This is a genomic window from Amycolatopsis panacis (assembly GCF_003600245.1).
Taxonomy (GTDB): Bacteria; Actinomycetota; Actinomycetes; order Mycobacteriales; family Pseudonocardiaceae; genus Amycolatopsis; species Amycolatopsis sulphurea.
The window spans coordinates 1-21,612 of record NZ_QZFV01000136.1 but is presented as its reverse complement, the minus strand read 5'-3'; the positions used below and the strand labels follow the sequence as shown (position 1 = coordinate 21,612).

21 protein-coding genes are annotated in these 21,612 nt (G+C 69.2%); 7 read left to right on the top strand and 14 right to left on the bottom strand.

The genetic code is table 11. The annotated features are described in order from the left end of the window. Window positions 1-180 precede the first annotated feature (180 nt). Together D5S19_RS28880 and ygfZ are read right to left on the bottom strand one after the other, a co-directional pair. Window positions 181-747 carry an RsiG family protein gene (locus tag D5S19_RS28880; RefSeq protein WP_120026532.1) on the bottom strand — a complete coding sequence of 189 codons (567 nt, stop codon included), beginning with the start codon at window positions 745-747 and terminating at the stop codon, window positions 181-183. A 43-nt stretch (window positions 748-790) separates the two neighbouring features. Then, the gene (gene ygfZ / locus D5S19_RS28875) at window positions 791-1,912 is read right to left on the bottom strand and encodes a CAF17-like 4Fe-4S cluster assembly/insertion protein YgfZ (RefSeq protein ID WP_120026527.1); all 1,122 of its coding nucleotides are present in this window, start codon (window positions 1,910-1,912) and stop codon (window positions 791-793) included. A gap of 79 nt (window positions 1,913-1,991) precedes the next feature. Here ygfZ and D5S19_RS28870 point away from each other — a divergent pair, with 79 nt between their 5' ends. Then, window positions 1,992-2,843: an aminodeoxychorismate lyase gene (locus D5S19_RS28870; protein WP_120026526.1), complete on the top strand. Its 852-nt coding sequence runs from the start codon at window positions 1,992-1,994 to the stop codon at window positions 2,841-2,843. Here D5S19_RS28870 and D5S19_RS28865 read toward each other — a convergent pair. From D5S19_RS28865 to D5S19_RS28830, 8 genes are all read right to left on the bottom strand, one after another. After that, window positions 2,819-3,244, bottom strand: a complete 426-nt coding sequence (locus D5S19_RS28865; RefSeq protein ID WP_120026525.1) for a hypothetical protein — start codon at window positions 3,242-3,244, stop codon at window positions 2,819-2,821. The genes D5S19_RS28870 and D5S19_RS28865 overlap by 25 nt on opposite strands. After that, window positions 3,232-4,098, bottom strand: coding sequence for a 5-oxoprolinase subunit C family protein (locus tag D5S19_RS28860; protein ID WP_120026524.1), 867 nt, complete (start codon window positions 4,096-4,098; stop codon window positions 3,232-3,234). Before D5S19_RS28860 ends, D5S19_RS28865 begins: the two co-directional genes overlap by 13 nt. Window positions 4,099-4,117: 19 nt before the next feature. Beyond that, window positions 4,118-4,732: an FABP family protein gene (locus D5S19_RS28855; RefSeq protein WP_120026523.1), complete on the bottom strand. Its 615-nt coding sequence runs from the start codon at window positions 4,730-4,732 to the stop codon at window positions 4,118-4,120. A 258-nt stretch (window positions 4,733-4,990) separates the two neighbouring features. Continuing rightward, window positions 4,991-5,302: a DUF1416 domain-containing protein gene (locus D5S19_RS28850; RefSeq protein WP_199730758.1), complete on the bottom strand. Its 312-nt coding sequence runs from the start codon at window positions 5,300-5,302 to the stop codon at window positions 4,991-4,993. Further along, window positions 5,302-6,138, bottom strand: coding sequence for a sulfurtransferase (locus D5S19_RS28845; protein WP_120026521.1), 837 nt, complete (start codon window positions 6,136-6,138; stop codon window positions 5,302-5,304). The genes D5S19_RS28850 and D5S19_RS28845 overlap by 1 nt, the downstream gene beginning before the upstream one ends. Window positions 6,139-6,168: 30 nt before the next feature. Next, window positions 6,169-6,600, bottom strand: coding sequence for a DUF4395 domain-containing protein (locus D5S19_RS28840; RefSeq protein WP_120026520.1), 432 nt, complete (start codon window positions 6,598-6,600; stop codon window positions 6,169-6,171). A 261-nt stretch (window positions 6,601-6,861) separates the two neighbouring features. Beyond that, the gene (locus D5S19_RS28835; RefSeq protein WP_120026519.1) at window positions 6,862-7,308 is read right to left on the bottom strand and encodes a TlpA family protein disulfide reductase; all 447 of its coding nucleotides are present in this window, start codon (window positions 7,306-7,308) and stop codon (window positions 6,862-6,864) included. Window positions 7,309-7,315: 7 nt separating this feature from the next. Further along, window positions 7,316-8,152 carry an LmeA family phospholipid-binding protein gene (locus D5S19_RS28830; RefSeq protein ID WP_233574226.1) on the bottom strand — a complete coding sequence of 279 codons (837 nt, stop codon included), beginning with the start codon at window positions 8,150-8,152 and terminating at the stop codon, window positions 7,316-7,318. 227 nt (window positions 8,153-8,379) lie between these two features. On the opposite strand from D5S19_RS28830, the gene D5S19_RS28825 reads away from it, so the two are divergent. The 6 genes from D5S19_RS28825 (at window position 8,380) to pstB (ending at window position 14,263) form a co-directional block, all read left to right on the top strand. Beyond that, on the top strand, window positions 8,380-9,111 hold the full coding sequence (locus D5S19_RS28825) for a winged helix-turn-helix transcriptional regulator (protein WP_199730757.1): 732 nt from the start codon (window positions 8,380-8,382) through the stop codon (window positions 9,109-9,111). A gap of 86 nt (window positions 9,112-9,197) precedes the next feature. Beyond that, window positions 9,198-10,094: a mycothiol synthase gene (gene mshD / locus D5S19_RS28820; RefSeq protein WP_120026517.1), complete on the top strand. Its 897-nt coding sequence runs from the start codon at window positions 9,198-9,200 to the stop codon at window positions 10,092-10,094. Between the two features lie 240 nt (window positions 10,095-10,334). Continuing rightward, window positions 10,335-11,459: a phosphate ABC transporter substrate-binding protein PstS gene (gene pstS, locus D5S19_RS28815; protein ID WP_120026516.1), complete on the top strand. Its 1,125-nt coding sequence runs from the start codon at window positions 10,335-10,337 to the stop codon at window positions 11,457-11,459. Window positions 11,460-11,645: 186 nt separating this feature from the next. Continuing rightward, entirely contained in the window at window positions 11,646-12,566 is a 921-nt protein-coding gene (gene pstC, locus D5S19_RS28810) for a phosphate ABC transporter permease subunit PstC (RefSeq protein WP_120026530.1), read from the top strand. A gap of 2 nt (window positions 12,567-12,568) precedes the next feature. Next, the gene (gene pstA / locus D5S19_RS28805; RefSeq protein WP_120026515.1) at window positions 12,569-13,483 is read left to right on the top strand and encodes a phosphate ABC transporter permease PstA; all 915 of its coding nucleotides are present in this window, start codon (window positions 12,569-12,571) and stop codon (window positions 13,481-13,483) included. Between the two features lie 3 nt (window positions 13,484-13,486). After that, on the top strand, window positions 13,487-14,263 hold the full coding sequence (pstB, locus tag D5S19_RS28800; protein WP_120026514.1) for a phosphate ABC transporter ATP-binding protein PstB: 777 nt from the start codon (window positions 13,487-13,489) through the stop codon (window positions 14,261-14,263). 393 nt (window positions 14,264-14,656) lie between these two features. On the opposite strand, the gene phoU is transcribed toward pstB, so the two are convergent. The 4 genes from phoU to idi all read right to left on the bottom strand — a co-directional run bounded on the left by phoU (window position 14,657) and on the right by idi (window position 21,292). Next, window positions 14,657-15,328 (bottom strand): phosphate signaling complex protein PhoU, encoded by a 672-nt coding sequence (gene phoU / locus D5S19_RS28795; protein ID WP_120026513.1) that lies wholly within the window; start codon window positions 15,326-15,328, stop codon window positions 14,657-14,659. 83 nt (window positions 15,329-15,411) lie between these two features. Continuing rightward, window positions 15,412-16,809 carry an LCP family protein gene (locus D5S19_RS28790; protein ID WP_233574228.1) on the bottom strand — a complete coding sequence of 466 codons (1,398 nt, stop codon included), beginning with the start codon at window positions 16,807-16,809 and terminating at the stop codon, window positions 15,412-15,414. Between the two features lie 3,145 nt (window positions 16,810-19,954). After that, entirely contained in the window at window positions 19,955-20,620 is a 666-nt protein-coding gene (locus D5S19_RS28785) for a GGDEF domain-containing protein (RefSeq protein WP_233574225.1), read from the bottom strand. A gap of 114 nt (window positions 20,621-20,734) precedes the next feature. Then, window positions 20,735-21,292, bottom strand: a complete 558-nt coding sequence (gene idi / locus D5S19_RS28780; protein ID WP_120026512.1) for an isopentenyl-diphosphate Delta-isomerase — start codon at window positions 21,290-21,292, stop codon at window positions 20,735-20,737. Window positions 21,293-21,612: the final 320 nt, after the last annotated feature.

Here is a 21,612-nt window from a genome sequence, read left to right as displayed (position 1 = left end):
CTCAGCGTCCAGGGCCCCGGCAAAGTTGGTCGGGGGCCCGGCAGCGGGCGATGCGGAGGTGTGTGTGCGACCACCTCGTGGCGTGCGCCGGACCTCTACACCGACTTTGCCGACACCCTGGCCTCAGCGTCCGTGAAGGTGCCCATCACCGACTTCGCTCGTCGAGTACCGGGTCGGGGGTCATTCGGCCGAGCGTCCCAGCTCGGTGTCCAGCAGCTCGTCCACAGTGGCCGCGCCGCTGTGGTAGCGCGCGGCGATCTCCGCGTTGAGCGCGTCCATCACGCTCTGGACTTGGCGTCGGACGTCGGACACCGAGCCCTCTTCGGCCGTGTACGTCTCCAGCGCGGCGCCGAGCTTCTCGTCCGGCAACGCCCCGACGTCGGTGAAGTCGGTGTTGCCGATGAGTGCCTCCGCGTGCCGGCGGTGCTCACCGGCCCGGGACGGTTCGAGCTGCTGGTGCCTGCCCGAACCGGTGGCCGGGCCGAGCGCGTTGTCGGCGAGGATCGAGGCGAGCCGGTCGACGATGCTGCTCTCGCCACCGGAGCTGCGACGCTGCTGTTCCGCGCGCACGATGTCGATCCGCGCGTGCAGCAGCCGGCGCAGATAGGACAGGTCGGTCTCCTCCTGCGCGGCCTCGTCCCGCCGTTCGCGCAGCACCGACAACGACAGGTCGCCGAGGCCGGTGAGGTATCCCGGGGCGAGTACGCGGTCGATCCGCCTTCGCCCGCCGGGACGAACTTCGATCACGGGCACATCCTGCTCCACATTTCCCGGGGACGCTACTGCCGAGTCACCCGCGAAGCCGTTGCGCGGCTTCGCGGCCGGGCGCGACATGCTCGCCGGGCACCGAGTCGGGATCGACCACGGCCTGCACGACGCGGTCCTCCGCACCGGCCAGCAGCTCGGCGGCGGCGGGTACGGACCGCTTCACCAGGGCGAGCGCGATCGGCCCCAGCTCGTGGTGCTGGGCCACGCTGCCGATCCGGCCGACCACGCGTTCACCGAGCCGCACCGGGTCTCCGGTCTCCGGGGTGATCTCCGGCGAGCCGTCGATGTGCAGCAGCGCCAGGTAGCGCGGCGGGCGGCCCACGTTGTGCACCTTCGCCACCGTCTCCTGCCCGCGGTAGCAGCCCTTGGCCACGTGCGCGGCCGTGCCGATCCAGCCCACCTCGTGCGGGATGGTCCGTTCGTCGGTGTCGACGCCGAGGCGTGCGTGCCGGGACTCCACGCGCAGCGCGTCGAAGGCCCACGTGCCGGCCGGGCGCGCGCCCGCGTCGGTGAGTCGCTGCCACCACTGGGTGAGCTGATCTCGTGGTACGGCAAGGTCCACCGCGTCGCGCGTCGGCCACGGCATCCGCCGCGCGAAGCCGCCGCCGGGCAGCGCGGCCGCGGCGTACGGTGCGGCGCCGAGTTCGACATCGAGCACCTTGCCGCTGTCCGGGCCGAGCACGGTCAGCAGCGCCAATTCCCCGGTCTCGTCGCTGATGTCCACTTTCGCCCAGAACTTCATCGCTTCCAGGTATTCGAGCAGCGTTTGCTTGCCGCCCTTGGGCAACGCGCTCGTGGCGACCGGGCCGGGATCGCTGTCCAGGTGCACTGTGCCGGCGGTGTGCGCGAGCACGACGTGGGTGTCGATGTGGCCCTGGCTGTCGAGTACCAGTGCTTCGGTGCCGGTGTTCTCGGCCAGCTCGGTCACGTGCTGCGAGATCAGCAAGTGCAGCCAGGAAAGCCGTTCCTCACCGCGGACCGCGATGATCTCCCGGTGCGAACGATCGATCACGACCACGCCGCGGGTGGCGGTGCGCTGCTCGGCGAAGGGATCCCCCCAATGCCAGGGCACTCCGGCTTCGGGATGTCCTTCGGGCGGCGCGACCACGCGGGGAGCTTCGAGCAACGGCGAGCGATACGGCATGTCCCCAGCGTATCTCTGCGACCGCGGGCGTTTGCTCCCTCAGGGCCAAGGAATTTCCGCGCGTGAGTACCGTGACCTCATGCGCGTCCTTGCATTCCTAGACGGTTCCTTGGCCGATTCCGAAGCCGCCCACCTCCGCGTGGACGATCTCGGGCTGCTTCGCGGAGACGGAGTGTTCGAGACCATCCTTGTGGCGGGCAAAAAGGCCCGGGAACTGCGTCCGCACCTCGACCGACTCGCCCGTTCCGCGGCGATGCTGGAGCTTCCGGCACCGGACCTCGCCGGCTTCGAACGCGCCGCCCGCGCGGTGATCGACGCGTGGCCGGAGGGCCAGGATATTGCGCTGAAGCTCGTGTACACGCGCGGTGTCGACGGTGACCCGGCCGGTACGCCGACAGCGTTCGCTCTCGGCGTGGCGGTCGACGCGAGTATTCGACAGGCGCGCGAGGACGGCGTGTCCGTCGTGACGCTGGAGCGCGGCTTCGCCCCCGATCTCGCCGAGCGTGCGCCGTGGCTGCTGCTGGGTTCGAAGTCGATCTCGTACGCAGTCAACATGGCCGCGTTGCGTGAGGCCGCGCGTCGCGGTGCTCAGGACGTCATTTTCACGGCGACGGATGGTTCAGTGCTGGAAGGCCCGACCTCCACTGTCGTGCTGGCCAAGGACCGGACGCTGTACACGCCGCCGTCCACCATCGGCATCCTGCCCGGCACGACGCAGTACGCGCTGTTCCGCGGTGCGGAGAAGGCGGGCTGGACCGTGAAGGTGGAGCCGATTGCCGCCGCCGACCTCGCGCAGGCAGACGGGCTGTTCCTCACGTCCTCCGTACGCCTCGTGACCCGCGTACACACACTCGACGGTGTCGCACTGCCTGATTCGACTGCGGTGCACCGGGAACTGAGGGCCGCTTACGAGTCCGTGTACTCGGGCTGAGCCGCGCTGATCAGCACCACGGACGGTGGGACGCCCTCCGCCCGGTAGGCGGTGATCTTGTGGTGCCCGTCGAGCAGCAGCGGACGGGTCCCGGCGAGCACGATCGCCACCGGGCGGTGGCCGGCGCGGATCGCCGTGCGGTAGTAGGACACCCGGCCGGCGTCGTGATCCGGCCAGGCGGTGACCGGCACGAGTTCGTCGGCTTCGGCCATCCGGTGCGGCCCGCTCAGCCGGTAGTGCCCGTCGACCAGCAGGGCCAGCATTTCACGCAGCGTGTCCGCCAGCGGGCGCCGGACTTGCCCGGTGGCGAGCGCGATCCGTAGCGACGGCGGCAGCGCCACGCGCCCGCCGGTGTTCAGCTCCAGGAAACCTGTACCGCCGGTGATTGTTACCCGTTCCACATTGCCAAGGACGGCTGAAACCGGACGAAGGTTCCAGGGCGTGCCTGCGCGAGTGCGTCGAGTGATGTCCGTCTCACTGTGCAAGCGACCGGATACCCACCGGTGGTCGGGTGATCGGCGAGGAAGATCAGCGGCAGGCCGTCCGGCGGCACCTGGATCGCGCCGGTCAGGATGCCTTCGCTGGGCAGCTCGCCGGTGCGCGCCCGCCGCAGCGGCGGGCCGTCGAGCCGCAGGCCGACGCGGTTGACTTGGGCGGTGACCGTCCACCTGGCGCTGAGTCCGGACGCCGCGTCGGCGAGCCAGTCGTCCCGTGGGCCGAGGAGCACCGGGACGACGAGTTCGGTCGGCGCGGTCGTTCCAGGCACCACGTCCGCGCCGTTCGGGACGCCGGTCGCCGGGCCGAGCGGCACCGTCATGCCGGGTTCGAGGGGATCCGGTCCGAGGCCGGAGAGCACGTCCCGGGAACGGCTGCCCAGCACCGGCGCCACCGCCAGACCACCGGAAACGGCGAGGTAGCAGCGTAATCCGGTCGCCGGCGTGCCGATGGTGAGCAGCTGGCCGGCGCGGACCGGCACCGGTGTGTGCGAGCCGACCTCGCGGCCGTCCACCGCGACTGCCACCGGGGGACCGGTCACCGCGGCGGTGCACGACGCCGTCGCGCGGACTGCCAGCCCGCCCAGCACGGTCTCGACACCGGCGGCGTCTTCGGCATTGCCGACCAGCCGGTTGGCCAGTTTCAGCGCGGAGATGTCCAGCGCGCCCGAGGGTGACACGCCCAGGTGCGCGTAGCCGGGACGGCCGAGATCCTGCACGAGCGCGAGCGGGCCGGTCGCGACGATCTCCAGCGCCCGCATCAGCTGCTCCGGAGCGGTCTCAACCCACCACGCGGCGCAGCAGCGCGGAGGCGTGCGGCTGCATCTCCTGGCCCATCATCGCGCGCTCCTCGACGTAGCCGAGGTCGCCGTTGATCAGGCCATACAGCCGCTGCGCGCCGGTGACCTCCTTGGCCGTGGCGGTGCGGATGACCGCATCCGTGCCCAGCTCCCAGGACGTCTGGTTGCGCGGTTTGCCGTAGAACAGCTCGACGACCCCGGAGCTGTGCGACAGCAGCAGCTCCAGTGTGTCGTCCTCCTGCGGCCGCCAGAAGCCCGTTTCGCGGGCGGCCGGGCGCTTTACGCTGCCGTCCTCGTTCACCAGCCACGAGCGGGCCTCGTGGATCAGGAACGGGCGGCCGTCGTGGGACACGGTGAGCTGCTGCGCGAACTTGATCGGCCCGTCGATGGTCGGGTACGAGATCTCACCCTCGCCGCGCCACACGCCGACCATCGGCAGCAGCGCGAGGCAGGCCTCGTTCAGGTCCTCGCCCTTGCGCAGGTTGGCGGTGTCGTTCGGGATCGGCAGGTCGTCCCACAACGGCAGGTTGCGATCGCGCGTGCTCGCCGCGCGTTCCTCTGCTGCTGCGATGGCTTCGTCGCCACTCGTGGTCATACGGTTCAGCGCTGGTCGGCGTACAGCCGGTAGACGACGTAGACCGCGAACCACGTGATCGCGACGCCCGCGATGATCAGCAAGGTCGTAAACAGGGCTTCCACACGAGGAGAATAACCCGCTGCGCCGCTCCCGTCCTCGCGTGGGCCGCCCTGGTGAGCACAGTCACCACCCACGCGCCCCCCAACCCCGAAAGCTGTGAAGGGACCCTTCACGGACGCTGAGTCCGTGAAGGGTCCCTTCACAGCTTTTCCGGCGTCAGGCGACCGAAATCGCCAGCTGGTGCAGGCCGGGGCCGTCCGCGGTGACGGAGGCCTCGCCGTTGCCCGTACGGTGCAGCGCGCGCACCGTCCACGCACCGGCCGCCGCGTAGAAGCGGAAGTCGCCTTCGGCCGAGGAGACCACTTCGCCGGCGAAGTCGCCGCCGCCGTCGAGCAGGCGGACGAAGGCGCCGCCGACCGGCCCCGCGGCACCGGTCACCTTGCCGGCCAGCACCACCTGTCCGTTGGTGTCGAAGTCCGCCGGGGTCGCCTCCTGCACGGGGGCGCCGCAGCCGTCGTCTGCCGCCATCACTTGGCTCCCAACTCGACCGGCACGCCGACCAGCGAGCCGTATTCGGTCCATGAACCGTCGTAGTTCTTCACGTCGGCGTAGCCGAGCAGCTCGTGCAGCGCGAACCACGCGATCGACGAGCGCTCCCCGATCCGGCAGTACGCGATGGTGGCCTTCGACTCGTCGATGCCCGCGTCGGCGTACAGCTCCTTGATCTCGTCCTCCGACTTGAAGGTGCCGTCCTCATTGGCCACCTTCGCCCACGGCACGTTCAACGCGCCCGGGATGTGGCCGGGCACCTGGGACTGCTCCTGCGGCAGGTGTGCCGGGGCGAGCAGCTTGCCGGAGAACTCGTCCGGTGAACGGACGTCGATGAAGTTCTTCGCGCCGATGGACTGCACGACCTCGTCGCGGAAGGCCCGCAGCGAGGCGTCCTGGTCCTTGGCCCGGTAGGTGGCGGGCTCGCGCTTGACCTCGTCGGAGTTCAGCTCGCGGCCGTCGAGTTCCCACTTCTTGCGGCCGCCGTCGAGCAGCTGCACCTTCTCGTGGCCGTAGAGCTTGAAGTACCAGTAGGCGTAGGCGGCGAACCAGTTGTTGTTGCCGCCGTAGAGGATCACCCGGTCCTCGCTGGAAATGCCCTTCTCCGACAGCAGCTTCTCGAAATCTTCCTTGCCGACGAAGTCGCGGCGCACCTTGTCCTGCAGGTCGGTGCGCCAGTCGAGCTTCACCGCACCGCGGATGTGCCCGGCGTCGTAGGCGGTGGTGTCCTCGTCGACCTCGGCGAACACCACGCCGGGGGTGTCCAGGTTCTCCTCGGCCCACTGGGTGGTGACCAGGACGTCTTCACGGCTCATGGAGCGAACTCTCTTTCTGGGGATGGTTGCTTACGACGCCCGTGCCGGGCTGAAACGCTTGATCAGCAGGTACATCTCGCAGCCGAGACAGAAATTGAACGCGGCGTTGAGAAAGGCCGCGAACACGGCGAACGCGGTCGCCACGACGCCGAGGGGAGCCAGTCCCGCGACGAAACCGATCGTGCCGATCAGCCCGAACACGAACCCGACCGCCTGCGCGAACCGCAGCGGGGCGGCGTCCTCGCGCTCGGCAGGCGGACCCAGCCGCGGCGCGATGAGCAGCCGGTAGACCACCGAGTACGGCGCCGGCTTGAGCCCGGCGAACGCGCCGATCGCGAAGACCACGGTCTGCAGCGCGAGCAACGGCCACCATTGCGTCACGAGCACCACGGCGAGCACCACCGTGGTCACGATGGCGGCGAACCTGGGACCTCGCGGGTCGACGGCCGGTCCGGCGGGCATGGTTCCTCCTGCTGGTGCGAGGGGAAAAGAGCGTGCGAAAGGCACGCGGCGAGAAAACGCGAAGGCGAGCCGTGCTTCAGCGGCAGCCGGCGGCCTGCGGACACAAGCTGCTGCGCACGCGGCACAGATCCACTGCGCGGCGCTGCGTCAGGAGTGTGATGGGCAGCTCGTCCACAGCAGCGAGAATACCCAGTGCTCCCTCACCGCGGGAACCATGTTCATACCTTGAGACGAGTTCCAGATGCTGGGAAACATCCGGTATCAGGCGGTGGCCGCCAGGTGCGGGCGGAGCGCTTCCAGCAGTTTGGCGGCTTTCGGCAAGCCACTGACGCGCAGCACCTCACGGCCGTCCGGGGTGAGCGCCAGCGTGGTCGGCGTGCGCAGCACGGACAGCGCCTGCGCCACTTCCGGCTGATTCGTCACGTCGAGGTCGACGTGCGTGAGCCCGGGCGTCCTGTCCGCGAGCGCGGACAGGATCACCCGGGTGTGCCGGCACGGCGCGCAGAACGTGGTGGAGATCTGCACCAGCGTGACGGCCGATGCCGGATCGAGGACCTCGGCGACCGGGGCGGGCAGCCGGGCGGCGGGTGCTTCGACGCTCTCCGGCGCGGGCCTGACCTGCCGGATCCGCCCGTTGCGGGACTTCAGCAGGAATCCCGCCAGCGCCGCGACGGCCAGCGTGCCCAGCAGTACCCAGGCTCCGGTCACCGGACACTCATCCCCTCGGGGTCTTCGCGACCGACAGGTCGGCGAAGCTCAGGTCGGTCGCCTCGCCCTTGATCGTCACCGAACCACTGTCCACGCGCACCGCGGTCGGGGTGACCGAGAGCGGCAGCGTGCTGGTGTCGATCGAGGCGTGGAAGTTCGGCATCAACGCTTTCTGCACAGCATCCGGAACGGTCGTGGTCGACTGGTCATTCCCGAACTGCAACCGGTGCGGCACGATTGAGATGCTCTTGCCCTTCAGCTGGATCAGCGCGAAGCAGAAGATCTCCACCTTCTGCCCGGCCACCTGCACGTCCCCGGACAGGCGCAACCCCGCGGTGGTGCCGTCGACCGGGTCGCCGGCCGCGTTGGTCGGCGTCGGGTCGGGCTGGTTGCCCTGGTCGGTGTCGCCGTACTTCACGTAGGACGCGGTGGACTGGCTGATCTTCAGGTTCTGGATCTTGTCCAGCGGGGAGATTCGCGCGATGTCGGCGGCCTTGATGGTGACCCCGCCGGTGAGCTTGCCGATCTTGATCGACTTGGTGTTGCCGGAGGCGATGTCCGACAGCGGCGCGGTGACGTCCTCCAGTTCCGCGCTCACCCGCACGTCACGCAGGTTGTCGCCGACCGGCACGCCGTCCGCGGACACGGTGACGTGACTGTAGTCACCCGAGAGGGCTTGGGCGAGGAACGGGAACCCGTGAATCTCCACCGACGGGTCGTCGCTGAGGTTGAGCTGGGCGCGGGCCTTCTGGGAGATCGCGTGCTCGGCCACGGCCGCCGCCCCGAAATCGGCTCCCACCAGCAGAATTACCAGCACGCCGAGCACGATGACCCAGCGGCGCACGCGCCGTCCGCGGCGGCTGGGTCCCGGCCGGGGGGCCGGTCGGTCGCCCTGTCGCACGGGCCTGCTGTCCACCATCGCTTGCGTTCTCCTGTTCGTCGCCCGGGGCGTTCACCCAGGTGTGATCGATCCAGCACGAGCTGGATACCAGGCCCGTTCACCCGCTATTCTCACTCAGCACCGACCGGCGCCACGTTCGAGGCGATGATTCTGACAAGGCGGTGCGGCTGATGAGCCTGGACCTTCTGGTACTGACGGCGGAAGCCGATGCCACTTCGGTGCTGCCCGCTCTGGACCTGCTTCCGCACACGGTACGCGTGCGCGCCCCCGAGGTGACGGCGTTGCTCGACGCCGGGCACCGGGACGTGATCCTGCTGGACGCGCGCAGCGACCTCGCCTCCGCGAAGAGCCTCTGCCGGCTGCTCAAGGGCGCCGGTGAGGACGAGATCGGCACCCCGGTCATCGCCGTGGTCGGCGAGGGCGGGCTGGTCGCCCTCAGCGCGGAATGGCGCACCGACGACATCATGCTGCCCACCGCGGGCCCGGCCGAGGTCGACGCGCGGCTGCGCCTGGTCACCACTCGCGACGGCGCCAGCGGTCAGGCCGAGGCCGAACTGCGGGTCGGTGATCTGGTGATCGACGAGGCCACCTACACCGCGAAGCTGCGCCGCCGCACGCTTGAACTGACCTACAAGGAGTTCGAGCTGCTGAAGTACCTCGCCCAGCACGCCGGCCGGGTGTTCACCCGTGCACAGCTGCTGCAGGAGGTCTGGGGCTACGACTTCTTCGGCGGCACTCGCACGGTCGATGTGCACGTCCGGCGGCTACGCGCCAAGCTCGGCCCCGAGCACGAGCAGATGATCGGCACCGTGCGCAACGTCGGGTACAAGTTCGAGCGCCCAGTCAAGGGCGGCAAGCCGGTCTCCCCGGCCGTTCCCGCCGCCCCGGCTCCCACCCGCTAGGAAGAAGGCTGTGAAGGGACCCTTCACGGTCGCAGCGGCTGTGAAGGGTCCCTTCACAGCCTTGAACGCTGGGTAGGGTCGGGCGTGTGATCGAGGTGAGTGGCTGGACTGCCGAACCCGTCGACGGGATCCGTGAGGTGCTGCGGGCCGCGCGGGCCGAGGACGGGCGTCCGGAGGTCGATCCCGCCGGTCCGCTGCCGCGTGAGTTCGCCGGCGGGCTGCACCTGGTTGCCCACCGTAGTGGTGAACCGGCCGGGTACCTGCACCTGGACCTCGACGGGGACGCGCACGGGCACCAGGTCGCGGAGTTGATCGTGCATCCCGCGCACCGCCGTCACGGCGTGGGCACCGCGCTCGCGGGGGCGCTCGTTGAGCGTGCTGCAGCGGGATTCCGGGTGTGGGCACACGGCGATCACCCCGGCGCGGCCGCGCTCGCCGCGAAACTGGGCCTCGCCCGCGCACGTGAGTTGATGGTGCTGCACGCCGACGCGGAGTCCGCGGAGTGGCCCGAACCCGTGCTGCGCGGCGGAATCCGGCTGCGGGCGTTCGTGCCGGGGCAGGACGAGGAGGCGGTGATCGCGGTCAACGCGCGGGCCTTCGACTGGCATCCGGAACAGGGCGCGCTCACGGTCGCCGAGCTGCGGGCCGAGGAGCGGCTGGCGTGGTTCGATCCGGCCGGCTTCTTCCTCGCCGAGGACGACCGGCAGCGGGTCCTCGGCTTCCACTGGACCAAGGTGCACGATCCGGTGGCCGGTCGATTCGGCGGTGACCCGATCGGGGAGGTGTACGTCGTCGGGGTGGATCCGGATACGCAGGGTGGCGGTCTCGGCAAAGCCCTGACGCTCGCCGGTCTTCGCTACCTACGATCGAGGGGATTACGCCAAGTGATCCTCTACGTCGAGGGTGATAACGCTCCTGCGCTGGCGGTATATAGGAAATTGGGGTTTACCCGTTTCGAAATCGACGTTCAGTACGGTCAGTGATCACGATCGCCAAAGCTCGGCCCGCCGTGTTACGTTCTGCACACTGACCGATCACGACTTGGCTACGCCACTCGTTCGGTCTAGTAGTGCTGATCACACCCCGTATCTTGTTCACCCTTAGTTCACCTGACCAAGGGTGACCGTCCACCGGGGCTGCCTAGTGTCCGAATCCGGACAGGCGGACCGCCGCCGATCCGGCCCGGATTCCAAGAGGCAACTCTGCCGAGTGGAGGAAATGCAGTGAAGATCATGCGGCCCCTGGGTGCCGTCGGCGTGGTGGCGAGCGCCGCTCTGGTGCTCGCCGCTTGTGGTTCCGACCCCGCCGCGTCCAACAGCGGGACCACCTCGGGCGCGCCCGCCGCGACCGGCACCGCGCAGGTCGACTGCGGTGGCAAGAGCCCGCTGTCCGGCGAGGGTTCGACGGCGCAGAACAACGCCATCGAAATCTTCAAGCAGCAGTACGGCAAGAAGTGCAGTGGCCAGCAGGTCAACTACACCGCGAGCGGCTCCGGTGCCGGTGTCAAGCAGTTCAACGGCGGCCAGGTCGACTTCGGCGGCACGGACTCGCCCGCCACCGCCGCGGATCTGGAAGGCGCCACCAAGCGCTGCGCCTCGCCCGCCTGGAACATCCCGATGGTCGTCGGCCCGGTCGCGGTCGGCTACCACCTCTCCGGCGTGGACAAGCTGACGCTGACCCCGACCGTGATCGCGAAGATCTTCAACGGCGGCATCAAGAACTGGAACGACCCGGCGATCAAGGCGGTCAAGGGCAACGAGAGCCTGAACCTGCCGGACAAGCCGATCCAGGTCGTCTCCCGCTCCGACGAGTCGGGCACCACCGACAACTTCCAGAAGTACCTGGGCGCGGCCGCGAAGGACGTGTGGACCCAGGGCGCGGGCAAGAAGTTCAACGGCGGCGTCGGCAACGGTGCGCAGGGCTCGAACGGCGTGGCCAGCACGGTCAAGGGCGCAGACGGCGCGATCACCTACGTGGAGGGCGCGTTCGCCAAGGACGGTGTCACCCCGGCCCTGATCGACAGTGGTTCCGGCGGTGTCGCGCTGACCTCGGAGAACGTGGCCAAGGCGCTGGACGCGGCGAAGTTCCTGAACGAGGGCTCCAACGACCTCGCGCTCGACCTCAAGGCGATCTACGCCAGCAACGTGCCGGGTGCCTACCCGCTGCTGCTGACCACCTACGAGCTGGTCTGCTCGAAGTACTCGAGCGCGGACGTGTCGAAGGCGGTCAAGGCGTTCCTGACGGTGTCCGCGACCGACGGGCAGCAGCCGCTGTCGGCCAAGGGTTACGTGCCGATCCCGCAGGGTCTGCAGGAGAAGGTGCTGACCGCGGTCAAGGCGATCTCCTGACCAGACTGCGCCACTAGCGCACCCCTGCCAGGACAGGCGATGAGCGAATCACCCTGGACGCGAACGCCCACCGGCGACACCGGTGGGCGTTCGTCGTCCTCCCGAGCGTTCCCGGAGGATCCGATTTCGGACAACCCAGCCCCGCCGGCGCCCTCCGCGCCGCCGGAGGACACGAAGCCGAAGAAGGTGCGGGCCGGTGACCGCATCTTCCAGAACCTGACCACCGGGTCCGGCATCTTCGTCGTGGCGCTGATCGGCCTGATCGGGATCTTCCTGGTCATCCAGGCCATTCCGGCGCTGCGGGCGAACAAGGCGAACTTCCTGTTCAACCACGGATGGTCGACCAACGATCCGGCGAACATGGCGTTCGGTATCGCCGATCTCGCCGAGGTCACCGTGGCGACCTCGGTCGTCGCGCTGATCATCGCGATGCCGATCTCGCTGGGCATCGCGTTGTTCCTCACCCAGTACGCGCCGGCCCGGCTCGCCCGGCCGTTCGCCTACGTGGTGGATCTGCTCGCCGCGGTGCCCTCGATCATCTTCGGCCTGTGGGGCATCCTGGTGTTCGCCCCGGCGATCGAGCCGTTCTCGCACTGGATCAACGAGACCTTCTCCTGGTTCCCGTTGTTCGCGCCGGGCAACGTCGCGCCGAACGTGCGCGGCACGATCTTCACCGCGGGCATCGTGCTCGCCGTGATGATCCTGCCGATCATCACCTCGCTTTCGCGCGAGGTGTTCGAGCGCACGCCGCGGCCGCACATCGAAGGCGCGCTGGCGCTCGGCGCCACCCGCTGGGAAGTCATCCGCACCACGGTGCTGCCCTTCGGCAAGGCGGGCTACATCGGCGCCTCGATGCTCGGCCTCGGCCGCGCACTCGGCGAAACCATCGCGCTGGCGGTGATCCTGCTCATCCCGCAGGGCCGCAACTTCGACTGGAGCCTGTTCGACGGCGGCGCGACGTTCGCTTCGAAGATTGCCGCGAACTACAGTGAGTTCAACAACCCCACCTCGGCCGGCGCCTACATCGCGGCCGGTCTGGTGCTGTTCGTGCTGACGTTCCTGGTCAACTTCGGCGCCCGGTCCATCATCGCGAAGAAGGGGGACTGAGCATGTCGACCACGCTTGAACGGCCCGCGGCCACGCCGGCCTTCCAGCAGGTGAGTGCCGGCCGCAAGGTCAAGAACGCGTTCGCCACCGTGCTCGTGTGGCTGTCCTTCCTGATCGCCGTGGTCCCGCTGGTGTGGGTGCTGTACACGGTGATCGCGAACGGCATCAAGCGGCTCCCGTTCAGCAACTGGTGGACCGAGGACTTCGGTTCGGTGCTGCCGGACGAGGTCGGCGGCGGCGTGCTGCACGCGGTCATCGGCACCCTGCTGCAGGGGCTGGTGTGCGCGGTGATCGCGGTGCCGATCGGTCTGCTGGTGGCGATCTACCTGGTGGAGTACGGCCGTGGCAAGCTGGCCAAGGCCACCACGTTCATGGTGGACATCCTCTCCGGTGTTCCGTCCATTGTGGCCGCACTGTTCATCTACGCGCTGTGGATCACCACGCTCGGCCTGCCCCGCAGCGGGTTCGCCGTGTCGCTGGCCCTGGTGCTGCTGATGATTCCGGTGGTGGTGCGCTCCGCGGAGGAAATGCTGCGGATCGTGCCGGACGACCTGCGCGAGGCCTCCTACGCGCTGGGCGTGCCGAAGTGGAAGACGATCATGAAGATCGTGCTGCCCACCGCGTTGTCCGGCATCATCGGCGGCATCATGATGGCGCTGGCCCGGGTGATGGGTGAAACCGCGCCGCTGCTGGTGCTCGTCGGCTACTCCGCGTACGTGAACTGGAACATCTTCTCCGGTGAGCAGGCCGCGCTTCCGCTGGTGATGAACAACGAACGCGCCACCAATTCGATGGACCCGGGCAGCGTCGGCTTCGACCGGATCTGGGGCGCGGCGTTGACACTGGTGCTCATCATCGCGCTGATCAACCTGCTCGCCACGGTCTTTTCCCGCCTTGTCGCCCCGAAGAAGAAGTGAGTCATGGCCAAGCGAATCGACGTCAAGGACCTGGACATCTACTACGGCAAGTTCCACGCCGTGGACAGCGTCACGCTGAACGTTCCGCCGCGGAACGTGACCGCGTTCATCGGGCCGTCCGGTTGTGGCAAGTCGACCGTGCTGCGCACGCTGAACCGGATGCACGAGGTGATCCCCGGCGCCCGGGTGGAGGGCGAGGTACTGCTCGACGGTGAGGACATCTACGCCTCCGCGGTGGATCCGGTGCAGGTGCGCCGGACCATCGGCATGGTGTTCCAGCGGCCCAACCCCTTCCCCACAATGTCCATTAAGGACAATGTGGTGGCCGGGCTTCGCCTTGGCGGCATGAAGAACCGCAAGGAGCTGGACGAGGTCGCCGAGCGCGCGCTGCGGGGCGCGAACCTGTGGAACGAGGTCAAGGACCGGCTGAACAAGCCCGGCGGCGGCCTTTCCGGCGGTCAGCAGCAGCGGTTGTGCATTGCCCGCGCGATCGCGGTGCAGCCGGACGTCCTGCTGATGGACGAACCGTGTTCCGCGCTCGACCCGATCTCGACGCTGGCGATCGAGGACCTGATCGGCGAGCTGAAGAAGGACTACACGATCGTCATCGTGACGCACAACATGCAGCAGGCGGCCCGGGTCTCGGACCAGACCGCGTTCTTCAACCTGGCGGGCGTCGGCCAGCCGGGCAACCTGATAGAGCTGAACGACACCGAGAAGATCTTCTCCAACCCGGATGAGAAGGCCACAGAGGACTACATCTCCGGCCGGTTCGGCTGATCCACTTCGGACACTGCGGCCGCCCTGGTTCCTGCCTTCCGGGGCGGCCGTTGTTTCCCTCGCGCACCCGCTCACCTCCGTTGGCAAGGCTGTGAAGGGTCCCTTCACGGACTCTGCGTCCAGGGTGTCGGCAAAGTTGGTCGGGGGCCCGGCAGTGGGCGATGCGGAGGTGTGTGCGACCACCTCGTGGCGTGCGCCGGACCGGTTTCGGGTCTGTGAAGGGACCCTTCACAGCCTCAGAGTCCGTGAAGGTTCCCTTCACAGCCTTCGGGCCAGGGTGGAGGGTGGCGAGAGTCGAGTTTCGTTGCGGGGTAAGAGAAAACCGCCACCGGGGCCGGTGGCGGTTTTCTCTTACCCCTCGGGGTCGCGCGGTCACGCCGCGGGAGATCCTGGTCAGACGGTGAGGTCCTCGTCCGAGCCGTAGCCCGGCATCCGCCCGGTCACCACGAAGATCATCCGCTTCGCCACGGACACCGCGTGGTCGGCGTAGCGCTCGTAGAAGCGGCCGAGCAGGGTCACGTCGACCGCGGCGGCCACGCCGTGCGGCCATTCGCGGTCCATCAGCACGGTGAACAGGTGCCGGTGGATGTCGTCGACCTGGTCGTCGGCGGCCTCGAGATCCTTGGCGGCGGCCACATCCTTGGTCTGGATGACCTGTTCGACCTGGCGGGCCAGCTTCACCGCGGCCCCGCCCATCTCGGTGAAGTAGGGACGCACCGCTTCGGGCAGCACCGGGTCCGGGTGCCGCCGGCGGGCCGCCTTGGCCACGTGCAGGGCGAGATCGCCCATCCGCTCCAGGCTTTCCGCCGCGTGGATCGCGGCGAGCACGGTGCGCAGATCGGTGGCGACCGGCGCCTGCAGCGCGAGCAACGCGTACGCCTGCTCCTCGCATTCGGCGCGTGCGTCGTCGACCTTCGCGTCGTCGCTGATCACCTGCTCGGCAAGGCCGAGGTCCACTTCGAGCAGTGCCCTCGTCGCGAGCTCCATGGCCTCGGCGACCTGCGCCGACATTGCGGCCAGGTGCTGGGCGAGCTGTTCGAGTTCCACTTGGTAGGCCTCACGCATACCCTCACCCTACGGTGTGTGCAGCGCGAATACCGCATCGCCGGGTGAACCGCGCGTGAACCCGGCCTAACGAATCCAGCGGGTCAGCGGGCCGGGTCGCCCGGCTTCGCCGCGTTGGCGCCGCCCGCCGCGCCGGAGGCGGTCGACGACGGCCCTGGCGCGTTTTTGTCGTCGGGCAACGGAGTGTTGTCGCGCAGTGCGTCGAAGAGACTCTTGGTCTTCCCTTCCACCAGCACCTCGTTCCCGCGTTTGTTGGCCATCCCGGTGGTGGGCACGGTCATGAAGTCGATCTTGCTCGGATCGAGGCCGCGCATCGACTGGGCGAGTGTCATCATCTGCTGTACCCCCAGGTTGTCACCGAAGGTGGCTTGTGCGAACGCGGTAATGAAGCCGGACAGCTTCCCGGGGTCGAACACCACGTCCGAGGACATCACCTTCTTCAGCAGTGCCCCGATGAACGCCTGCTGCCGCTTGATCCGGCCGTAGTCGGAGGTGGGATCGCCCTTCACATGCCGGGCCCGCACGAAGTTCAACGCCTGGTCGCCGGAGATGGTGACGTCGCCGGTCTCCAGCAACACCTTGCCGAGCACCGAATCGTCGATTGGCTGCGCATTGTGGATGGGCACGCCGTGCACCGCGTCGACCATGCCCTTGAACCCGTTGAAGTCGATTCCGACGAAATGGTTGATGCGCAGGCCGCTGATCTTCTGGATCACTTTGGTGACGCACTGTGGCCCGCCGACCGCGTACGCGGTGTTGAGCTTGGCGACCTTCTGCGCGGCCACCACCTCGTCAGTGGTCGCGGATTTGGCCGGGTCCCAGCGATTGCAGTCCGGCCGGTCGATTTCCAGGTCCCGGGGGAAGGAGACGACCACGACCCGTTTCCGGTCCGCGGGCACGTGCGCGACCATGATCGTGTCCGACCGGGCACCCGGCGTGCTGCCCGCGGTGCCGACCCCTTCCTCCGCGGCCGCCCCGTCGCGGGTGTCCGAACCGACCATCAGGAAGTTCTCGTCGTTGGCCTGCGCGTCGGCGTTCAGGATGTCCGCGGAGTTCTCGTCCAGCGCCGCGACCTGGGTGAACTTGGCGTCGAACCAGTTCACCGCGCCCCAGGCGATCCCGGTGCCGAGCAGGACCAGCGCGGACAGCACGATCAGCGCGATCCGGCCGATCCGGGCACTGCGCGCGAGGTTCCGTTGTTTCTTTTCCTGCAACCGGGTTTGCGGGGTTTTCTCGGCCTGCTGCTCGTCGGCCTGCTCGTCCGGCTTTTCCCCGGTACCCGGCGCGACGACCCGGTGCAGCGCGGTCCGCGTCTGCTCCAGCAGGGCCACCGGCCGGGAGGTGAACCGTTCGAGCCGTTCCCGCCGCTTGGTCTCCTCGGCCGCCGCGTCGTCGTGCGCCGCGGAGAAGCGGGCCAGGCTGTGATCGATCTTGCGGCGATACTGCGTCGCCTCGTCGATCGCTTCCATCTCGTCGGTCATGATGAGCCGGTCCTGCTCGCCGCGCGGGGGCGGGGGCCGCAGGGCGGGCCGCCGCTTCCCCAGCGGCCCCACCGCGGGCGCGAGCTGCGTCCGATCCGGGTCGGCCGCGGCTGCTTCCCCGTCCGGTGCGGGGTTTTCGCCGTCCGGTACCGGGGTCAGCCGGGTTTGCTCGGCGTTCGGCACCGGGGTCAGCCGGGTTTGCCCGCCCGGCGCAGGGTTTGCCTGGGTCTGCTCGCGGTTCGGGTGGGGACCTGGCCGGGCTTGCTCACGGCTTGTTTGGGGGCTCAGCTGGGTTTGCTCGGCACCTGGCGCGCGGCTCGCCTGGACTTGTTCGCGCCCCGGCATGGGGTTCATCCGGGTCTGGTCGCGGCCTGCCTGGGCAGGTTCGCGGCCGGGCATGGGGCTTGCCGGGGTTTGCTCGCCACCCACCATCGGGCTCAGCCGGGTCTGCTCGCCGTTCGGCGTGGGGTTCGGCCGGGATTGCTCGGCGCCAGGCCGGCCCCTGCGTCCAGCCCGGGTCTTCCGCCCGTTCCTGACGGCCTGCGACACCCGGGTGCGCTCGGCCTCTGACTGTTCACCGTCGAGCACCGGCCGGTTGGCCTCGCTGTCCCCGGGCCTGCCGCCGGGGCCAGGACCCGACTGCGGCGCAAGGGCGGCCGAGATCTGCGTACGCTCCAAATCCGACGCACCGTCAGCACCTTGCGGAGCCTCGCCGCGCACTCCTTCCGGCGCACGGCCACGCCGCCCGGTCGGCCGCATACCTCCGTCCGAAGTGGACGTTTCGTCCGGCGCCGACGGCTCGAACGGTCCGTCCCCGTAACCATTCGCGCGACGAGCAGCGCCACCCGGTCGACGCGGTCCGTCGTTTGTGGACAGTGCAGGTCCGGGCGCGAGTTCGCCTGCCTGATCCGGGCCGGGCAACGGCGGCCGGGCATCGGGTCGCGGTCGTCCGGATGGCGGCGGTCCGTCGTGGGATCGCAGCGGTTGGTCGCCTGGGTATGGTCCGTCGCTCTGCTGACCCGGTTCGGGCCGTGGCGCGCGGGCATTGAGTCCCGGCGGCCCGGGTGGCCGGAAGTCGGGTCTCTGTGGCCCCGGCGGCAGGCCGTCGACAAGGCCCGCTTGGTCTGCCGGGGGCACTGGTCGGTCGTTCGGACGGCCTGCATCGGGTCGTGGCGGCCGGGCGTTGCGTCGCTGCGGTCCTGGGGGCCGTGGTCCGCCGTGGGAATGCGACGGTCCTGGTGGTTGGTCGTCCGGATGAGGCAACGGTCCGTCGCCCAGCCGCGTTGGGTCTGGCGGCAACGCCCGGCCGTGGAACTGCGGTGGTCCCGGCGGCTGTGGTCCGCCACGCGGCCTGCCCCCGTCCGGTCCGGCGGTGGGCATCCCGTTGTCCGGCAGCGGTGGCTCGTCGCCCGGATATCGGGGTCCGGAAGGCAATCCGGCATCCACCGGACGTCGTGGTTCCGGGGGCAACGCGCCGTTGGCCTGCGGACGCCGTGGCCGGGGAGGCATCCCCGAGCCGTTCCTTCGCCGCCCGGGCGCGGGCGGATCGAACTCCGGCCCGGCTCCGTCGAAGCCGTCCGGCTCGATGGCCGGGCCCGGCTCGGGGCCCGCGCCATCGGCACGCCTGCGCCCGGCACCGTGCCGCCGCGGTGGCGGACCTATTGCTTTGTCGACATTGTTGGCCGGCTCCGGAAAACCCGGTTCGAACTCGCCATCGGTGAAGTCCGGTCCGCGATGCCCGGGTGCGGGGTCGGCGAGGCGGTCAGGCCCGTGACGACCGGGCACGAGGTCGGCCGGGTCGCGGAAGTCAGGTGATCGGTGGGCATCGGGTGCCGGGTCTGGCCCGCGGAGGTCCGGTGATCGATGGGCGCCGTTCGCGGGGTGACCGTTCGTGGCGCGGTGGCCGCCGGGATCGGGCGGGGCGAGGTGTTCCGCCGAGCGTGCGCCGAGTTCTGCGTTGCGGGGGTCGGACGCGAAGTCGGCGCGGGGCGCTTTGGCGTGCGTGCCGGGCTCGGCCGGCCTTGCGCCGGGGTCGGCGTTGGGCTGGGCCGGTCTCACGTCGGGGTCGGCGAGTTCCGGGTCCTGGGCGGCGAAGTAGGCGTCGGGCAGGACTGCGTCGGAGCCGGTGAAGTGGCCGCTGCTGGGCAGGCCTGCGTCGGAGTCCGTGGAGTGGGCGCCGCCGGGAAGATTCGCGTCGGGGTCGGCATGGCGAGAGACGGCCGGCGGGGGGTCGGCGTAGTGGCTGTTGGGCTCGGCCATTCGCGCGCGGGGGTCCGTGCGGTGGGTGGCGTTCTTGCCGTTGGGGGGAAAGGACGTCCCATTCGTGCCGGGGGCGGCGCTGTGCGAGCCGAGGGGGCCGCCCGTCTCGTGGTCACTGCTGCCGTTCGCGGCCGGGCCGGTGTCGTTCGGGGGCACTGAGCCGGTGCCGTTCGCGGTGCGGGAGGTGTCGTTGGCGAGCGGGCTGGTGCCGTTCGCGGCACGGCGGGAGCCGTTCGCGTGTGGGCCGGTGCCGTTCGCGGCACGGGAGGTGCCGCCGGCGCGCGGGCTGGTGCTGCCGTTCGCGGCGTGGGAGCCGTTGGTGCCTGGGCCGCTGCCGTCTGCGGGGAGGGGCGCGCCGCTGCCGTTCACGCCAGACGCCGTGCCGTTGACGCCAGGAGCCGTGCCGTTGACACCGGGATGGGCGCCATTGGCTCCGGAGGGCGCGCCGTTCGCGGCCGGGCCGGTGCCGTTCGGGGGCACTGCGCCGGGGTCGCTGTCGAAGATCGGGCGTTCGCCGGTGTGCCGGGCGACCACGTCGGAAACGCTGATGCCGCCGTGGGTTTCCATGGAGCGCCGGCGGCCGCGGCGGGGAGCGGGATCGGAGTGCCGACCGGTGCCAGTGGGGTCGTGCTCGTCGGGCACTCGGTCTCCTCTCGCAGTTCAGGGTGGCGGCCGGGGCCTTGGCTCGCCTGCGAACCCGGTCCCAGGTGATCGGGTCTCCCCGGACACGTCGTTCCGCGCGACCTTTTCGTTATCGTACGGATACCCGCCGTTCGTGACGACACCCTCCCGGGAAATTCTTCACCTTGCGTCGACCTACGTAGTCCAGAAGCGGACGAACAGGTGAAGATCGGGTTCAGCGAAGTGATCTGGTCCGCGAGGCTCATTACTCAGAGTATGTAACGACCCGGGCGGACTCGCTGTCCTGGTAGGCGATCTTGTTTCGCCCCGCATGTTTGGCGGCGTAAAGAAGATCGTCGGCCCGGCGCAGCTGGTGCGGTCCGGGGGTCCGGCCGTGCGCGAGGCCGACGCTGATCGTCACCCGCAGCCCCGGCCGGAGTTCTGACCAGCGGTGACGGGCGACCCGCGCGCGGGCGGCCTCGGCCAGCCGCACCGCGCCCGCATGGTCGGTCTCGGGCAGGACGAGGGCGAACTCCTCGCCGCCGTACCGGGCGCAGAACGCGTCCGGCGGCAGCCCTTCCTGCAGGAGATCGGCGACCCGGCACAGCACCCGGTCGCCGAGAAGGTGACCGTACGTGTCGTTGACCGACTTGAACCGATCCAAATCGACCAGTGCCACCGCGAGTCCCCGGGAAGTGGGTAGATCGGGCAGTCTCTGGTCGAGATAACGCCGGTTGTAACTGGACGTGAGCGGATCACGCAGACTGCCGGCCCGCGCGATGTCCAACGCGGACCGCATATGGTGATACGCCCGGCGCCAGTCGCCCTGGGTGGCGAACAGGTCCGCGATCGACTCGTGCAGCGCCAGCAGGTCCGGTTCCGAGGTCCTTGCCGTGAGCTCGTCCTCCACCGACACACCCACCTCCGCCACCTCTTGGTTGTCGTCCTACAGGTGCGGGGTCTTGAGGTGTCGGTACCGAAGAAGGTGAATTTCGCTCAAGTGGACGACGGCCTTCCACCGTTGTCACGCAACGGAGTTCTCCGTTCAGAGGCCGGTAAACGGTTTCCGATCGCTGAGCTGCGCGAACTGATCGCGGGCCCAGTAACTCACGTTGGCCTCAGGATCCCCAAGCAACTGTGCGTAGTCGGACCAGGAGATCCACCGCCAGTCGCCTACCTCTTCGGGGTTCGGCTCCGGCTCCTGCTCACTCCAGGCCACGAAGACCGGGCAGAACTCGTTCTCCACGATCCCCTGGTACGGCGGCGTCCGGTACCGGTACTTCGGCAGTACGCACTCGAGGTCCTCGATGGCGGGCAGGCCGAGTTCATAGGCCGCCCGCCGGCGGACGGCGTCCTCCATCGGTTCCTGCGGGGCCGGGTGGCCGCACACGCTGTTGGTCCAGACTCCCGGCCACACCTTCTTGTGCTCCGCGCGCTGCGTGATCAGCAACGCCTGGTCGGAGCGCCGCAGGACGTAGCAGGAGAACGCCAGGTGCAGCCGCGTCTCGGCATGGTGGCTGGCGAGTTTCGGCCCGGTCTCCCCGGTGGGCACCCCGTCCTCGGTCACGAAGACGACGTGCTCGGTCTCTGTGCTGGTTTCCACGGTCGGTACTGAACACCAGAGTTCGCCGGAGCGGTACCGCAGGCCGGGTGGCCGAGTGCTCGCTGGTTCGAGTGGCGGGGTCCGACGGAGAGTCACTATCCTTTTGCGGAGCGGCTCGGCCCTGGAGGCCACGGCCGGAAGATGGTCAGGGTTCCGGCAAAGTCGGTGTAGAGGTCCGTGAAGGGACCCTTCACGGACTCTGAGTCTGTGAAGGGTCCCTTCACAGACCCGAAACCGGTCCGGCGCACCCTACGAGGTGGTCGCACACACCTCCGCATCGCCCACTGCCGGGTCCCCGACGAACTTTGCCGACACCCTGG

Bases quoted from the DNA above. Each gene is read 5' to 3' on its own strand.
- D5S19_RS28870 (WP_120026526.1), top strand. From the start codon at position 1,992: ATGCGCGTCCTTGCATTCCTAGACGGTTCCTTGGCCGATTCCGAAGCC.
- phoU (WP_120026513.1), bottom strand. From the start codon at position 15,328: ATGCGTGAGGCCTACCAAGTGGAACTCGAACAGCTCGCCCAGCACCTG.
- D5S19_RS28860 (WP_120026524.1), bottom strand. From the start codon at position 4,098: ATGCGGGCGCTGGAGATCGTCGCGACCGGCCCGCTCGCGCTCGTGCAG.
- D5S19_RS28790 (WP_233574228.1), bottom strand. From the start codon at position 16,809: ATGACCGACGAGATGGAAGCGATCGACGAGGCGACGCAGTATCGCCGC.
- D5S19_RS28845 (WP_120026521.1), bottom strand. From the start codon at position 6,138: ATGAGCCGTGAAGACGTCCTGGTCACCACCCAGTGGGCCGAGGAGAAC.
- D5S19_RS28840 (WP_120026520.1), bottom strand. From the start codon at position 6,600: ATGCCCGCCGGACCGGCCGTCGACCCGCGAGGTCCCAGGTTCGCCGCC.
- pstB (WP_120026514.1), top strand. From the start codon at position 13,487: ATGGCCAAGCGAATCGACGTCAAGGACCTGGACATCTACTACGGCAAG.
- pstA (WP_120026515.1), top strand. From the start codon at position 12,569: ATGTCGACCACGCTTGAACGGCCCGCGGCCACGCCGGCCTTCCAGCAG.
- D5S19_RS28850 (WP_199730758.1), bottom strand. From the start codon at position 5,302: ATGGCGGCAGACGACGGCTGCGGCGCCCCCGTGCAGGAGGCGACCCCG.
- ygfZ (WP_120026527.1), bottom strand. From the start codon at position 1,912: ATGCCGTATCGCTCGCCGTTGCTCGAAGCTCCCCGCGTGGTCGCGCCG.
- D5S19_RS28825 (WP_199730757.1), top strand. From the start codon at position 8,380: ATGAGCCTGGACCTTCTGGTACTGACGGCGGAAGCCGATGCCACTTCG.
- D5S19_RS28855 (WP_120026523.1), bottom strand. From the start codon at position 4,732: ATGACCACGAGTGGCGACGAAGCCATCGCAGCAGCAGAGGAACGCGCG.